The organism is Lacibacter cauensis, from assembly GCF_007830055.1.
In the GTDB taxonomy this organism is placed as follows: domain Bacteria; phylum Bacteroidota; class Bacteroidia; order Chitinophagales; family Chitinophagaceae; genus Lacibacter; species Lacibacter cauensis.
The window spans coordinates 301,486-315,990 of sequence record NZ_VLLE01000003.1 but is presented as its reverse complement, the minus strand read 5'-3'; the positions used below and the strand labels follow the sequence as shown (position 1 = coordinate 315,990).

At 45.4% G+C, this 14,505-nt stretch carries 10 protein-coding genes and 1 tRNA gene; 5 read left to right on the top strand and 6 right to left on the bottom strand.

Features of this window, described 5'->3' with window-relative positions:
* Positions 1 to 200: 200 nt before the first annotated feature.
* Positions 201 to 273: transfer RNA gene (locus IQ13_RS06620), tRNA-Phe, on the bottom strand.
* 307 nt (positions 274 to 580) lie between these two features.
* Here IQ13_RS06620 and IQ13_RS06615 point away from each other — a divergent pair.
* The gene (locus IQ13_RS06615; protein WP_144885320.1) at positions 581 to 3,892 is read left to right on the top strand and encodes a TonB-dependent receptor; all 3,312 of its coding nucleotides are present in this window, start codon (positions 581 to 583) and stop codon (positions 3,890 to 3,892) included.
* A gap of 88 nt (positions 3,893 to 3,980) precedes the next feature.
* On the opposite strand, the gene IQ13_RS06610 is transcribed toward IQ13_RS06615, so the two are convergent.
* Both IQ13_RS06610 and recQ read right to left on the bottom strand, forming a co-directional pair.
* Positions 3,981 to 4,271, bottom strand: a complete 291-nt coding sequence (locus IQ13_RS06610; RefSeq protein WP_144885319.1) for a hypothetical protein — start codon at positions 4,269 to 4,271, stop codon at positions 3,981 to 3,983.
* A gap of 861 nt (positions 4,272 to 5,132) precedes the next feature.
* Positions 5,133 to 7,442 (bottom strand): DNA helicase RecQ, encoded by a 2,310-nt coding sequence (gene recQ, locus IQ13_RS06605; RefSeq protein ID WP_144885318.1) that lies wholly within the window; start codon positions 7,440 to 7,442, stop codon positions 5,133 to 5,135.
* A 279-nt stretch (positions 7,443 to 7,721) separates the two neighbouring features.
* On the opposite strand from recQ, the gene IQ13_RS06600 reads away from it, so the two are divergent.
* Together IQ13_RS06600 and IQ13_RS06595 are read left to right on the top strand one after the other, a co-directional pair.
* Positions 7,722 to 8,696 carry a KpsF/GutQ family sugar-phosphate isomerase gene (locus tag IQ13_RS06600; RefSeq protein ID WP_144885317.1) on the top strand — a complete coding sequence of 325 codons (975 nt, stop codon included), beginning with the start codon at positions 7,722 to 7,724 and terminating at the stop codon, positions 8,694 to 8,696.
* Between the two features lie 75 nt (positions 8,697 to 8,771).
* Complete coding sequence (locus IQ13_RS06595; protein WP_144885316.1) at positions 8,772 to 9,854, top strand: mannose-1-phosphate guanylyltransferase; 1,083 nt, start codon at positions 8,772 to 8,774, stop codon at positions 9,852 to 9,854.
* Positions 9,855 to 9,946: 92 nt separating this feature from the next.
* Here the strand turns inward: IQ13_RS06595 and IQ13_RS06590 are convergent, their stop codons facing one another.
* The gene (locus IQ13_RS06590; protein ID WP_144885315.1) at positions 9,947 to 10,198 is read right to left on the bottom strand and encodes a hypothetical protein; all 252 of its coding nucleotides are present in this window, start codon (positions 10,196 to 10,198) and stop codon (positions 9,947 to 9,949) included.
* Between the two features lie 247 nt (positions 10,199 to 10,445).
* Between IQ13_RS06590 and IQ13_RS06585 the strand changes: the two genes are divergently transcribed.
* Both IQ13_RS06585 and IQ13_RS06580 read left to right on the top strand, forming a co-directional pair.
* The gene (locus tag IQ13_RS06585; protein WP_144885314.1) at positions 10,446 to 11,543 is read left to right on the top strand and encodes a glycosyltransferase; all 1,098 of its coding nucleotides are present in this window, start codon (positions 10,446 to 10,448) and stop codon (positions 11,541 to 11,543) included.
* A gap of 82 nt (positions 11,544 to 11,625) precedes the next feature.
* Entirely contained in the window at positions 11,626 to 12,522 is an 897-nt protein-coding gene (locus tag IQ13_RS06580) for a DMT family transporter (protein ID WP_144885313.1), read from the top strand.
* Between the two features lie 8 nt (positions 12,523 to 12,530).
* On the opposite strand, the gene IQ13_RS06575 is transcribed toward IQ13_RS06580, so the two are convergent.
* Both IQ13_RS06575 and IQ13_RS06570 read right to left on the bottom strand, forming a co-directional pair.
* Positions 12,531 to 13,295 carry an LOG family protein gene (locus IQ13_RS06575; RefSeq protein WP_144885312.1) on the bottom strand — a complete coding sequence of 255 codons (765 nt, stop codon included), beginning with the start codon at positions 13,293 to 13,295 and terminating at the stop codon, positions 12,531 to 12,533.
* A gap of 2 nt (positions 13,296 to 13,297) precedes the next feature.
* Entirely contained in the window at positions 13,298 to 14,500 is a 1,203-nt protein-coding gene (locus IQ13_RS06570; RefSeq protein ID WP_144885311.1) for a glycoside hydrolase family 10-like protein, read from the bottom strand.
* Between the last annotated feature and the right edge of the window lie 5 nt (positions 14,501 to 14,505).

The following is a 14,505-nucleotide window of genomic DNA, read 5'->3' as shown; positions in this document are numbered from 1 at the left end:
GAATAACACGAATGGACACGAACGAAATACAGATGAGGTATTGAAGGAATTGTTTGTTGGTCTGCAGACCAACAACTGCTGCAGTGTCCAGAAGCAGACGTCGTCGTTCCTCCTCCGTCGCTTCAGGACACAGTGAAGCGAAAAGCCCGGATAAACAAAAAGCCTGAACGAAATTTCGTTCAGGCTTTTCTGCTTCACTGTGGTGTGGGCCGGGATCGAACCGGCGACACAAGGATTTTCAGTCCTTTGCTCTACCGACTGAGCTACCGCACCATTCCTGAAACACGCTATTTGGTAAGTGGAAGCCTATCCTCCTTTTGTGCTTCGGGGTTGCAAATATAGAGGTATCTCTGCAAACGATGAAATATAAGATTGAAAAAAGACCGCTTAATTTTGCTAACCTTAATTTAAAGTAAGGTTTTCGCTTTCTTTTCTACCTTGCAATACCTTTGCCGCCTTGTAAAAAAAACTGCTAACGTATAAAAATGCCCGGCGGCAGCATCCCATTACCCTTCAGCAGTACAAATGCGGGGTAGTACCTGCCGGCCACTCATTTATTATTCAACCAAAAAACGTAAACATGAGAAAATTGAGTGTTCTCTTTACACTTGCTTTCAGTTTCTTCCTGTTGCTTGCAAATGCACAGGTAACAACCAGTAGTATTACCGGTTTGGTAACCGGCGATAACAAAGCACCGCTTGAAGGTGCAACGGTAACCGCCCTCCACGTTCCATCGGGCACACGTTATGTTACCACCACTACCAAAAACGGACAGTTTATTTTACCCAGTGTACGGGTAGGTGGTCCTTACCGGATTACGGTTTCGTACACCGGCTACAGCGAAGGGGTGCAAAATGATGTGTATGCTTCGCTGGGTAACACGGCCAACGTAGAGGTAGCGCTCAGTGCCAGTGCACAGGAGCTGAGTGCCATTACTGTTACGGCCAACCGCAACCCGGTGCTGAATACCAAAAACACGGGTGCATCGGCCACCATTAACAAAGAAGCATTGAACCGTACGCCTACCATCGGTCGTACAGTCAACGATATCACCAAGTACAATGCGTACAGCAACGGCCGTTCTTTTGCAGGTCAAGACAGTCGTCTGAACAACTTCACCATCGATGGTTCGGTGTTCAACAATGGTTTTGGTTTGGGTAGCCAGGCACAGGCCGGTGGCCGTACCAACTCGGGTGCTATTTCGCTCGATGCCATCGAAGAACTGCAGATCAATATTGCACCGTACGATATCCGCCAGTCGGGTTTTGTAGGCGCAGCCATTAATGCGGTTACACGCAGTGGTACCAACGACTATTCCGGATCGGTATTTCACTTCCTCAACAACCGTAACCTCGCCGGTAAAAATGCCAAAGGCGGTAAGGTACCGGCTACACCGTTTGAAGTAAACACAACCGGTTTCCGTGTGGGTGGTCCCATTATTAAAAACAAACTCTTCTTCTTTGTGAATGGCGAGTTCAGCAGCAGCACCCGTCCGGCTCTCGACTGGGTAGCCAACCGCCCCGGCGCAGCAGGTAACGTAAGCCGTACCACCGCTGCCGACCTGGAAGATCTGAAGAACTTTATGAAGACCAACTTCGACTGGGATATGGGCGCTACCGATAACTTCAACAACGAAGCTTTCAGTCGCAAGTTTCTTGCCCGTATCGATTACAACATCAACGATAAACACAAGCTTACCGTGCGTTACTCGCATCACAACTCACAGAGTGATGTGATCATCAGCAACAGCAGCTCGGGTAATACAGCAGGTAACGGTAACCGCCAGAACCTGGCCCTGGCTATTTCGGGTCAGAACACCGGTTACAAAATCCAGGACAACACCCGTTCGATTGTAGCCGAGTTGAACTCAAGCTTCCGCAAACGTGTATCGAACCAGTTTTTGATTACGTACAACAAACAGATCGAAGACCGTGCTTACCGCACAGGCGTGTTTCCAACGATTGATATCTTAAAAGATGGCAGTACGTACACGTCTTTAGGTTTCGATCCGTTTACGCCGAACAACCGTCTCGATTATTATACGTTCAACATCACCAACAACCTCACGTTTGTCAAAAACCAGCATACGTTTACAGCAGGTGCATCGTTTGAAGCATTCAAATCGAACAACCTGTTCTTCTATGCATCCAACGGTGTGTGGACGTTTAACAGCATCGACGATTTTAAAACAGCAGCGTTGGCGTACAAGACAAACCCTAACTTAACAACATCGCCTGTTGTACTCAACCGTTTCAACTATCGTTATACCCTTTTACCTGATGGTAAATTGCCCTGGCAGGTATTTAAAACACAAACCTACAGTGTGTATGGCCAGGACGAATACAAGATGACCAACCGCCTGCGTATTACTGCCGGTTTCCGTTTGGATTACATTGCGATTCCGAACACCGCTACCGATTATACCAATACGTATGTGGCCGGTTTAAGTTTCCGTACACCGGAGTACAGGGAGTATAAAGTGAATACCGACCAGATGCCGAAATCACGTTTGTACATGTCGCCCCGTTTAGGTTTTAACTGGGATGCGTATGGCAACCGTAAGTTGCAGGTGCGTGGTGGTACAGGTTTGTTCCTTTCACGTATGCCCTATGTACTCATCAGCAACCAGCTGGGTAATAACGGTGTAAATATTGGTTTGGTGAATGTAACCGGTACCGCAGCCAATGCGTATCCGTTTACGCTCGACCCTACCCGTTACACACCTACCTCTACGGATGTTACGTTGTTACGTGGTTACAACGTAAACTATGGCGATCCGAACCTGAAGTTCCCGCAAACATGGAAGAGCAATATTGCGGTTGACTACAAATTACCATGGGGTGTTGTGGCAACTGTAGAATACATCTACAACCAGAACGTAAATGCCCTGAACTATGTAGATGTGAATATGAAACTGCCTTCGGGCAAATTCAGCGGTGCCGATAACCGTGATATTTATCCTGCACTGGATTTAAGCGGAAGTGCTGCTACCAATGCACGTTTCTTCAACAGCGGTATTGGTAACGTATTTGTGTTAACCAACAACAATGATGGTTATTCGTATTCGTTTACCGGTAAACTGGAAAAACCCATTACGAAAAACTGGGGTGGTTTGTTAGCATACACGTATGCGAAAGCAACGGATGTAGCTTTTGTAGCCAGTACGGTAAATGCCAACGTGCCTTCTGTTTATGGTTTAAACTATGTGCGCAACAGTTTCAGCGATAACGATCTCCGTCACCGTTTTATCGGTAACATCAGCTACCGCATCCTGTATGGTAAAACATACGGTGGCGGAACAACCATTACCCTGGGTATGGTTTCTGCAAGCGGCAGCAAATTATCGTACACTGCCAGCAACGATATGAATGGCGATGGACAGATCAACGACCTCATTTATGTTCCGGCAAAAGGAAGCAACCTTACCTTCCAGGATTATACCACCAGTGGTGTAACCTTTACAGCTGCACAGCAACAGGCTGCTTACGATACCTACATCAACAACCATCCTTACCTCAAAACACGCAGAGGTACGTATGCAGAACGGAATGGCGCACAACTGCCCTGGTTAACCCGTTTCGATTTAAGTGCAGAGCAGGATTTCTTTGTGAAAGTGGGTAAGTCGAAAAAGATGAACATCATCCGTGTGCGTGCCGATATCTTAAACTTCGGCAACCTCATCAACAGCAAATGGGGTGTAGGTTATGCGTCTACTACCACACAGCCTTTGAACTATCGTGGCAGAACTGCAGGTGGCGAACCCATCTACCGTTTAGCTACACAGGTGGTAAACGGTTCTACTGTTTTGCTGCGTGATGCGTTCATTAACTCCTTAACCATTGATGATGTGTACCAGGTACAGCTTGGTATCCGTTATATCTTCAATAACTAAGCCTTACGCTGTTGCATACTGCAACACATAAAAAAACCGATCGTTATTACAGCGATCGGTTTTTTATTTTCAGTTGGGTTTTGCACTGTTAAGGCTGTACGTCTTTGCCAAACTCAGCCAGCAGTTCATCGTCTTTATCGGGTTTGCTGCTCAGGATCTGCCGCACAATAAAATACCCCAACAAGCCGGAGAGTGGTCCTAAAAAGAATAACGCCATTTGTTCAACACCGTTGAGGGTAAGCAACACCGCAACAGTAATTTCTGTAATGAGCCAGGCAAGCACCGCCATTACTTTCCAACCGGTAGCGTTGACGCCTTTCCGATCGGCAATGGGACCGATCTGGCGAGTAAAATAAATAAGTCCGAGAATTTCAAGCATACAGTTAAGTTTGGTTTCGTTACTAAATATAAAACTCCGCTGCATAAAAAAAGCAGAAGGAAAGAACCTTCTGCTTATGTGTGTTGATTTACTTGATAACTGTTCGGTTCTGCGAGTAAAGAGCTGGTGTCTTTTTTCCTGAAGCTTGTTCATTGGCTCGTTGCGCTAGTGCTGTTGCTCACAGATTGCACAGATTTACACAGAGAAAATTCGCTTCGCTCGTTTTTGTTACACGCAGAGGTTATAGAGAACGCTGAGCTTTACTCTTGTACCTTGGATTTTGGTACTTGGGTTTTCAACCTTGTACCTTGTTCATTGGCTCGCTGCGCTCGTGCTGTTGCTCACAGATTGCACAGACTTGCACAGACTTGCACAGAGAAAATTCGCTTCGCTCGTTTTTGTTACACGCAGAGGTTATAGAGAACGCTGAGCTTAACTCTTGTACTTTGGATTTTGCTCCTTGGGTTTTCAACCTTGTACCTTGTTCATTGGCTCACTGCGCTCGTGCTGTTGCTCACAGATTGCACCGATTTACACAGAGAAAATCTGCTTCGCTCGTTTTTGTTACACGCAGAGGTTAGAGAGAACGCTGAGCTTTACTCTTGTACCTTGGATTTTGCTCCTTGGGTTTTCACTTTGTGCCTTGTTCATTGGCTCGCTGCGCTCGTGTTGTTGCTCACAGATTGCACCGATTTACACAGAGAAAATTCGCTTCGCTCATTATTGTTACACGCAGAGGTTAGAGAGAACGCTGCGCTTAACTCTTGTACCTTGGATTTTGCTCCTTGGGTTTTCAACCTTGTACCTTGGATTTTGTGCCTTGGTTTTTCACCCCTTGTGCCTTGTACTTTTCCTTCGGGCTTACATGCCGTATTCACTCAAAAACTTAATGCGCATAATCTTCAGCTGCTCCCAGTTATAGCCACCATCTTCCAGTTCCTGCTGCGCTACTTTTAAATCGCTGGTGCTGCAGGTTTTGAAGTAGTCCATAATTTCTTCCTGCTCGTATTCATCCAGCCATTCATCTATCGCATAGTCTAAACGCAGCTTGGTACCGCTGGCTGCAATGGTTTCCATTTCTTCCAGCATTTCATCCATGCGCCAACCTTTGTTTTTGGCAATGGTTTCGAGTGGTATGCGCTTATCGATATTCTGGATGAGGAATACTTTGTTGCCGCTCTTGTTCACCACACTTTTCATCACAAACTCATCGGGCTTTTCAATTTCGTTCTCCTCTACATACTTCGCCACCATTTCAACAAACGGTTTGCCGTAACGGATGGCTTTGCCCTTGCTTACACCCTGGCATTTTTCCAACTCTTCTAAAGTGGTTGGATAAAGGGTTGCCATATCGAGCAATGAGTTTTCGAGGAAGATTACAAAAGGAGGTAAGCCTTTTTTCTTGGCCTCTTTCTGGCGAAGCTCTTTCAGCATCTCAAACAATTTCTCGTCCGATGCCAACCCGCCAGCACCTGCATCTGCACCTTCATCATCATCGGCATTGGCTTCTTCGTATAAATTGTTGAGTACAATCTTAAAGCTCTTTGGTTTTTTCAGAAAGGCTTCACCTGCTTTGGTAAACTTGAGCAAACCGTATTCTTCAATATCTTTCTGGATCAACCCATGCAGCAACATTTGCCTAATGATTGAGTTCCAGTAATGCTGGTCTTTTTCTTTACCGCTGCCGTACTCTGCCAGCTGGTCGTGGCGATACATCTGTATTTGCGGAGTAAGCTTACCCATGATTACAGGGATCACATACTCTGTAGCAAAACGCTCATCGAGTGCTTTGATCACTTTCAGTGCAATCACCGCTTCGTCTTTTGCTTCGATCTGTTCTTTCGGGTGCAGACAGTTATCGCAGTTGCCGCAATTCTCTTCCTGGTATTCTTCACCAAAATAGTGCAGCAGTATTTTACGGCGGCACACCGAGCTCTCGGCAAACGCTACGGTTTCCTGGATCATCTGTGCTGTTACTTCCCGTTCGCTGAGTGGCTTATCACGCATCAGGTGTTCAAGTTTGCTTACATCTTTATGCGAGTAATACAGGATACATTTTCCTTCCATACCATCACGCCCTGCACGGCCTGTTTCCTGGTAATAGTTTTCAATACTCTTGGGAATATTGTAGTGGATCACAAAACGGATATCGGGTTTATCGATACCCATTCCAAAGGCAATGGTGGCCACAATGACCTGCACATCTTCGTTCAGAAACTGATCCTGTCTGTCGGCCCGCACTTTGCCGTCGAAACCGGCGTGGTAAGCAACGGCCTTGATGCCGTTGGCCATCAGCAGATCGGCCAGCTCTTCGGTGGTTTTACGGTTGAGGGTATAGATGATACCGCTCTTGCCTTTGTTTTGTGCAATGAACTTTACAATATTTTTTACCGTCTGATCTTTTTTGATCTTGGGTTGAATTTCGTAGTAGAGATTTCCCCTGTTGAAGGAAGAAATAAAAATATCGGGATTACGTAAGCCCAGGTTCTTCACAATATCGCTCTGCACTTTGGGTGTAGCTGTGGCCGTTAGTGCAATGATGGGAATATCTGGATTAATCTGGTCCATCATTTCTTTCAGTCTCCTGTATTCCGGACGGAAATCGTGTCCCCACTCACTGATACAATGTGCTTCATCCACAGCAAAAAATGAGATCTGCAGATCGCTGAAGAATTCGAGATTCTCCTGTTTGGTGAGTGTTTCAGGTGCTACGTAGAGCATTTTGGTTTTGCCCGTAAGCAAATCATCATGCACTTCTTTGATTTCTTTTTTGGTAAGAGTGGAGTTGAGGAAATGCGCCACATCGTCTTTACTGCTGTAGCTGCGTACCAGGTCTACCTGGTTTTTCATGAGGGCAATCAGCGGGCTAACAATAATGGCCACCCCTTCGCTCACCAATGCCGGCAACTGGTAGCACAAACTTTTACCGCCACCGGTGGGCATAATTACAAACGTATCACGGCCGGCCAGCAGGTTGGTAATCACCTGTTCCTGTGTGCCTTTAAACCCATCGAAGCCGAAATGCTCGTTTACGGCGGCATACAAGTCGATGCCTGCAGTGGTAGCTGCTTTTTTCTTACCGGTTGATTTAGCGGGGGCTTTTTTAACGGTTTCCTTCTTCTTTGTTGCGGTTGCCTCTTTTGCAGGGGCTTTTTTCTTTGCTGTTGCCATCACTTAATTTCCTTCACGCTTGGTTTAACTAACTGGATTTCTGAAAAGCAAGTAGTTGCGAAAGCACAGACTGTGCTTTTTTGCTAAAGGGGCACGAAGTTACTGAATTGAACGGGGTTTACCTTTTGCAATTCGCCAAAAACCTGCTAAAAAAGTTCAACAAATAAGATAAATCATTTTTACGGATTTGCCAGACCGAAATATGCACAAATGGCCGGGTTTCGTTTTTTGCAGTTTAGCTTTTCTGTTCTGCTGAATTGCACTAGGTTTGCCCCGCTGATGGAAGAGAATAAGCATATTGACCCCCTGCAGATTGCCCGCCGCACCATTGCACTGGAAGCCGGTGCTATTGAAGGACTTGTGGCCTTACTGACCGATGATTTTACCCGTATCTGCAGTACCATTCTTGCTGCCAAAGGCCGCCTGATTGTGAGTGGTATCGGCAAAAGTGCCGTCATTGCGCAAAAGATCGTGGCTACACTCAACTCTACCGGTACACCCGCCGTGTACCTGCATGCAGCCGAAGCCATTCATGGTGACCTGGGGATGATTTTGCAGCACGATGTGGTGATGATCATCAGCAAAAGCGGTGAAAGTCCGGAAATTAAAGTGCTTGCCCAGCTGGTGAAGAACTTTGGCAACCCGGTGATTGGTATGGTTGGTAATACCGAATCCTACCTCGCCAAGCAGAGCGATTTTGTACTCAACACTACTGTCAGCCAGGAAGCCTGTCCGAATAACCTGGCCCCCACCAGCAGCACCACCGCTCAAATGGTGATGGGTGATGCCCTGGCTGTAGCGTTGATGGAGCTTCGTGGATTTAAGAGTGAAGATTTTGCCAAGTTCCACCCCGGTGGTGCACTGGGCAAAAAACTCTACCTGCGGGTGGCCGATCTGTACATCCACAACGAACAGCCGAAAGTAGCGGCCGATACATCGTTAAAAGAGGTGATTGTTGAAATATCGAAGAAGCGGCTCGGTGCCACTGCCGTGGTGAACGAAACCGGCGAACTGCTGGGTGTGATTACCGATGGTGATCTGCGCCGTATGCTGGAAAAAAACAGTTCGTTCAACGACGTACAGGCCCACCAGATTATGACCCGCAACCCCAAAACGATTGAAGCAGAGGCCTTGGCCATTGATGCCATGGAGTTGATGCGGAAAAATAATATCAGCCAGTTATTGGTGGTTCAGCACAACCAATACCTGGGCATCATACATTTGCACGATTTAATTAAAGAAGGATTGATCTAAAAGGTGAATGGTGAATGGTGAATGGTGAATGGAACTCACCACTCAGCACGCACTACTCGCCGCTCAGTATGCACCATGAATAAGAATCATTTTGTAGCCATCATGGCCGGCGGTATCGGCAGCCGGTTCTGGCCCATGAGCCGCACCGCTTACCCCAAACAGTTTTTAGATATTTTACATACCGGTCGTACGCTTATCCAAAGTACCTACGACCGCTACCTGCAGTTTATTCCCAACGAGAATATTTACGTGGTTACATCGGCAGAATATGCTTCTATTGTACAGGAACAGCTGCCCGATTTACCGGCAGCCAATATTTTGTGCGAGCCCAGCCGGAAAAACACAGCTCCCTGTGTGGCGTATATTGCCCACAAGCTGCAAAAGATCAACAACGATGGGTTATTGATTTGTGCACCGGCTGATCATCTGATTCTCGATGCACCTGCTTTTACCAAAGTATGTACCGATGCGTTCGATTTTGTCAACAACATCAACGCACTGGTTACACTGGGTATTAAGCCAACCTACGCCAATACCGGTTACGGTTATATACAGCATGAAGCCATGCCTGTTGCCGACAGCGTGTACAAGGTGAAGACCTTTACCGAAAAGCCCAATCTTGAACTGGCGAAAACCTTTTTAGCCAGCGGCGACTTCTTATGGAACGCCGGCATTTTTGTGTGGAAGGTGAAGAACATCATCAAAGCATTTGAAAAGTTTTTACCGGAAATGAACGAAGTGTTTGTTGCCGAGCAGGAGCATTTCAACACGGCTAATGAACAGGAAGCTGTTGAACGCATTTATCCGCAGTGTACCAATATTTCCATCGACTATGGCATTATGGAAAAAGCCGATAATGTGTATGTGATGCCATCGTCTTTTGGCTGGAGTGATCTCGGTACCTGGAACAGTGCGTATGAAAACATGGAGAAGGATTACTTTGGCAACGCCGTGGCCGGTAAAAATGTGATGATCATTGATGCCACCAAAAACGTAGTGCATGCCAACGATAAAAAGTTGGTGTTGCTGCAGGGTCTCGATGATTTTATTGTAGTAGATACCGCCGATGTATTGCTGATCTGTAAAAAAGAAAAAGAACAGGAGATTAAAGAATACGTAGCCGAAGTGAAGCGGAATAAGGGTGATAAGTTTCTTTAAAGAAGAATATAGAAGCTAGCATTTAGCAGATAGAAAAGGGAGATGGCTTACCATCTCCCTTTTCTGTATTCTATCTTCTATATTCTGATTTCTTAGTTCTTATTGTTGATGAATTCGAATGCTTTGAAATCCCTGCGGAGCACCGCCATCTTTACCTTACCGGTTTGCCTGTAAATTTTATACCGGTTCAAATCAATTACCTCGTGTGCCTTGCAGAAGTTTTCCAGTTCTTCCACATGGTACAACAGTTCGTGTAACCATTCCACTTCGTGATCGATGGCTTCCTGGCTGCGTTGGTGATTATTGAGCAGCACCAGAAGATCTCTCCGCTGATTCCTCTTCATAACTAACAGATAACAATTTGTTTAATAACCCACCATCCCTTTTTTGTTGGGACAGCCGCAACTGTTTTTCTTTGATGCACTACATCCTGTTCCGAAAAACAGTGCCACAGTAACTAACAATAGAAAAATAATTTTAGTTGAACGCTGCATCTGCAAACTCACAAAATTTTTACGGATCATTGGATATTTGTTTAATCGGTGATTTGTAAAATAACTACTTTCCCGCACAATTATTGTTTGGCACCCGATGAACGGTTTAAAAAATACACGGATTCTGCTGTCGCCCCTCGATTGGGGGCTGGGCCATGCTACCCGTTGTATTCCCCTCATCCGTTTTTTACAGGAACTTGGCTGCGAGGTGGTGCTGGCGACCAGTGGTGCCCCTGAAAAACTGCTGCTGCAGGAGTTCCCCAACATCGAAGTAAAACAGCTGAAGGGTTATCATATCCGTTATGGTAAAGGTGCTTCCCTGTTTCTGAACATTGCACAACAGCTGCCGTCGATTTTCAACAGCATTCGTTACGAACAGCAATGGCTGCAAAAACTGTTGCAACAGGAACAGTTTGATCTTATCATCAGCGATAACCGGCCAGGCTTTTACAGCAAGGCTGTTCCTTCTGTTTACATCACGCATCAATTACTCATTCATTCGGGCAAAGGCAAATGGATGAACCGTATCCTGCAGCGCTTGCATACGGTGTACATGAAAAAATTTACTGCGGTATGGGTACCCGATACAGCCGCTGCCACCAATCTTGCAGGCGAACTTGCGCACCCTGCCAAACCATTGGTACAACCTGTTTACATGGGTTTGCTCAGCCGCATGCAGCGTGTAGAGGTAAAGGAAGAAATTGATCTGCTTATCATGCTTTCAGGCCCCGAACCGCAACGAACAATTCTTGAAACACAACTGCTGCAATCATTACACAGCTTCCAGGGAAAGACGGTACTTGTTCGGGGCTTACCCAATGAAACAACTTCCTTCAACGTTCCTGCTCATGTAACGGTGCATGCGCACCTGTCTGCACAACAGTTACAGGAAACCATCTGTGCTGCAAAGTCGGTTGTGTGCCGCAGTGGTTATACGAGTTTAATGGATCTTGTTCATCTGCAAAAGAAGGCGGTGCTTATTCCAACACCCGGCCAGCCCGAACAGGAATACCTTGCACAACACATGCAGTTGCTGCAGCTCTTTCCTTACCTGCAACAAAAAGAAGTTACACTACAACGTGTATTACAAACGGCTGCTGCATTTAACTATCAACACCCTTTTGCCACTACCAGTTTTGAAGAATTTAAACCAGTTCTTATCAGACAACTGGATTTGTTGCTTGCAAAGCAATAATCACAGTTCACATGGTGTTGCATTCTTCTCTGTTTCATTTTGCTTTCCGTTACTTTTGCAGCTTCATTCTTCAACCAGGTTAATGAAGCAGGAAACCATCAAAGCACATTGGGCAGTATTAACCACCAACTTATTGTTTGGCATTAATTTCAGCGTAGTAAAATATATTTCACCTTCGTTGGTGAAACCGTTTGGCCTCAATCTCATTCGTGTAGGTGTAGCCGTTTTGTTATTCTGGTTATTGTTTGCATTAAAGCCACTCAAAGCCGGTATTGAAAAAAAAGATATTGGTCGTTTTTTGTTGTGTGCATTTACCGGTGTTGCTGTTAACCAGTTAATGTTTATTAAAGGACTGACCTTAACCACACCTATTCATGCAGCACTGCTAATCCTTGCAACACCTGTTTTTATTTTACTGCTGGGGTTTGCTTTACGATCTGAAAAGATTACTGTTCTGAAAATCACCGGTCTGCTGGCAGCCATTGGCGGAGCTGCCTTACTGATATTAGGCAGAGAACAGAACGATATCGGCAGCAATATGCTGCTGGGTGATATTTATATTCTCATCAATGCTGTGTTTTATGCTTTCTATTATGTGCTGGTAAAACCGCTGATGCAAAAGTACAGTCCTGTACATGTGGTACGCTGGGTGTTTACTTTCGGGCTGGTCATGATTTTTCCTTTTTGCTGGAACGATTTTGCAGCCATTGCCTGGAGCAGTTTCAACGTATCGCATTTTGCTGCTCTCGCCTTTGTGGTGATCGGCGCAACCTTTCTTGCTTACTATTTTACGGTGTATGGTTTGCAGCATCTAAGCGCTTCTGCTGTTGGTGCCTACATTTACCTGCAGCCGCTTTTTTCAGCTGTTATTTCCATTCTCTATTTTCACGAAGCACTTACTGCAGCCAAACTCATTGCAGCAGTACTCATTTTTACCGGCGTATTTTTCGTGAATAAACGAAAAGCAACAACCGAATAATCTACCTGCTACCGCTTGTTTAACCAATACCGGCGTTCGAACAACCAACGGAACGGCCGTTGTTTTTCCGGACGAAGATGGAAACGTTTGATACTTTTTTCTTTCAGCACCTGTATGGCTTCTTCTACCGAGTCTGTAACAACAAAGAGTTGATCATCATCGGGAGAAATGGTTCCCCGTTGCTTCATTAATTGTACATGCTCCATCATTTCTTTATGAAACTCTTTACCCATTACAATTACCGGAAAGTCTTTGATCTTTTTTGTTTGAATAAGTGTGATGGATTCAAACAACTCATCCAACGTACCAAACCCACCGGGCATACAAATAAAAGCGTAGGAATATTTTATGAGCAGTGTTTTACGTACAAAGAAGTAACGGATATCCACCCAACGGTCGAGATATGGATTAGGCTCCTGCTCGTGTGGTAATACAATGTTACAGCCAACACTTCGTCCGCCAACATCTTTTGCACCACGATTGGCTGCTTCCATTAAACCGGGGCCACCACCTGTCATCACCGTAAAACCCATCTTTGCAACTTCGGCACCTACCTTGCGGGTAAGGTCATAGTATTCATGTCCCTCGTTATAACGTGCCGATCCGAAGATGGTAACGCATGGACCTACAAATGTGAGGCTGCGGAACCCTTTTACAAACTCCATCATTACTTTCCATGCAAAGCGGAATTCACGTAAACGGCTTTGTGGACCTTCTAAAAATTTTATTTCGCTGATTGACTGCTGAACTTTCGGTTTTTCGTTTGTTGCCATCGTTAATGCTTTTTAGGTAACCAATTCATCTCCGGAATCAAAGCCGGTTCTTTAAAATAATTTGTGCGCAAGCTATCGTTCCATCCGTTTGGATTTTTATTGAATGTTTTACTGCTGAAGAAAATCATACCGTGCATATTGGGTGTGTTGCGCAGCAGTTCGATCTGTCGTGGAATAAGCGTACTGTCTTTCCATGCATCGTTACTGCCTGCACGATAAATACCCAGTCCAATGTAACAATGTTTACCATAGGTATGTTTACTCCACCAATCAATTAACACTTCGTAAGGAGCTGCTTTATGACCAAACTCCCAATAGAGTTGCGGTGCTACATAGTCGATCCATCCGTTGCGCAACCATAAGAGAATATCTGCATACAGATCGTCGTAGTTGGTTTGTCCGGCATTGGTAGCACTGCCCAGCGGATCTTTATCCTTGTTGCGCCAAACACCAAACGGACTGATGCCAAACTTTACAGCAGGTTTTGTTTGTTTGATCATCCGACTCAACGCCACAATGATCGAATCGACATTGCTTCGTCGCCAATCGTCTTTCGACAAGCTGTTACCAGATTGTTTGTATGTAAGTGCATCGGGAAATTCCAAGCCTGCAATACGATAGGGATAAAAATAATCGTCGAAGTGAATAGCATCTACAGCATAACGCTCTGTTATATCACGAATCACTTCCACCACAAACGCCTGTGCTTCTTTATTCCCGGGATCGAAATATTTCTTGCCTCCGTAATCTACAAACCAGGCAGGATGCATGCGTGTAATATGCGAGGGTGCAATAGAGGCTTTGCCAATACTGAAATCGGCACGATAAGGATTGCACCATGCATGAAACTCCATTCCACGTTTGTGTGTTTCCGTTATCATAAACTCCAAAGGATCGTAATAAGGCGAAGGTGGTTTACCCTGTACACCGCTTAACCATTCGCTCCATGGTTCGTAAGGCGATGGATAGAATGCATCCGTTGCAGGACGTACCTGCATTACCACAGCATTCATACCATTGCGTTTGTGCAGATCGAGTATGCGGATGAACTCTGCTTTTTGTGAATCGACAGGTAATCCTTTTTTCGAAGGCCAGTCGATATTGTCAACAGTAGCGATCCATACAGCACGAAACTCCTGTTTTGTTTGTGCAGAAAGATAAAGAGCAAAGCAAAGTGCTGCGAACGATAAAAGGCATCTTAGCATGGTTA

Excerpts from the sequence above, each read along its gene's own strand:
- IQ13_RS06575 (WP_144885312.1), bottom strand. The coding sequence starts at position 13,295 with ATGGCAACAAACGAAAAACCGAAAGTTCAGCAGTCAATCAGCGAAATA.
- IQ13_RS06595 (WP_144885316.1), top strand. The coding sequence starts at position 8,772 with ATGAATAAGAATCATTTTGTAGCCATCATGGCCGGCGGTATCGGCAGC.
- IQ13_RS06590 (WP_144885315.1), bottom strand. The coding sequence starts at position 10,198 with ATGAAGAGGAATCAGCGGAGAGATCTTCTGGTGCTGCTCAATAATCAC.
- IQ13_RS06585 (WP_144885314.1), top strand. The coding sequence starts at position 10,446 with ATGAACGGTTTAAAAAATACACGGATTCTGCTGTCGCCCCTCGATTGG.
- IQ13_RS06580 (WP_144885313.1), top strand. The coding sequence starts at position 11,626 with ATGAAGCAGGAAACCATCAAAGCACATTGGGCAGTATTAACCACCAAC.
- IQ13_RS06570 (WP_144885311.1), bottom strand. The coding sequence starts at position 14,500 with ATGCTAAGATGCCTTTTATCGTTCGCAGCACTTTGCTTTGCTCTTTAT.
- IQ13_RS06615 (WP_144885320.1), top strand. The coding sequence starts at position 581 with ATGAGAAAATTGAGTGTTCTCTTTACACTTGCTTTCAGTTTCTTCCTG.
- IQ13_RS06610 (WP_144885319.1), bottom strand. The coding sequence starts at position 4,271 with ATGCTTGAAATTCTCGGACTTATTTATTTTACTCGCCAGATCGGTCCC.
- IQ13_RS06600 (WP_144885317.1), top strand. The coding sequence starts at position 7,722 with ATGGAAGAGAATAAGCATATTGACCCCCTGCAGATTGCCCGCCGCACC.
- recQ (WP_144885318.1), bottom strand. The coding sequence starts at position 7,442 with ATGGCAACAGCAAAGAAAAAAGCCCCTGCAAAAGAGGCAACCGCAACA.